Source organism: Stenotrophomonas sp. TWI602 (genome assembly GCF_039674045.1).
Lineage (GTDB): Bacteria > Pseudomonadota > Gammaproteobacteria > Xanthomonadales > Xanthomonadaceae > Stenotrophomonas.
In genome coordinates this window covers 1-358 of record NZ_JBDJMT010000055.1, presented here as the reverse complement: position 1 = coordinate 358, position 358 = coordinate 1, and the positions used below count along the sequence as shown (strand labels likewise).

Sequence of the window (358 nt, the reverse complement as noted above, 5' to 3'; positions counted from 1 at the left end):
CCTGAGTCGCCCAGGTGGCGGAATTGGTAGACGCACTAGCTTCAGGTGCTAGCGGGGGCAACTTCGTGGAGGTTCGAGTCCTCTCCTGGGCACCATGACTCAGAAAATGATCAAACCCGCGCAAGCGGGTTTTTTCGTTTCTACCGCCCTGCACTCGCCCGCGCACGATTCGCGCGGCGTCGGCGGCGGTCACGCTGGATCGCGCGGCGAACGAAATTTTCTGCGACATCCTGTTGACACAATCCCGGTTCTCCCGCAGAATTCTCCTCCTGAGTCGCCCAGGTGGCGGAATTGGTAGACGCACTAGCTTCAGGTGCTAGCGGGGGCAACTTCGTGGAGGTTCGAGTCCTCTCCTGGG

Annotated in this window: 1 tRNA gene; it reads left to right on the top strand. The window is 60.6% G+C overall.

The features are described 5' to 3' along the window. Positions 1-8: 8 nt before the first annotated feature. Positions 9-95, top strand: a tRNA-Leu gene (locus tag ABE483_RS18945). The last annotated feature ends 263 nt before the right edge of the window (positions 96-358 follow it).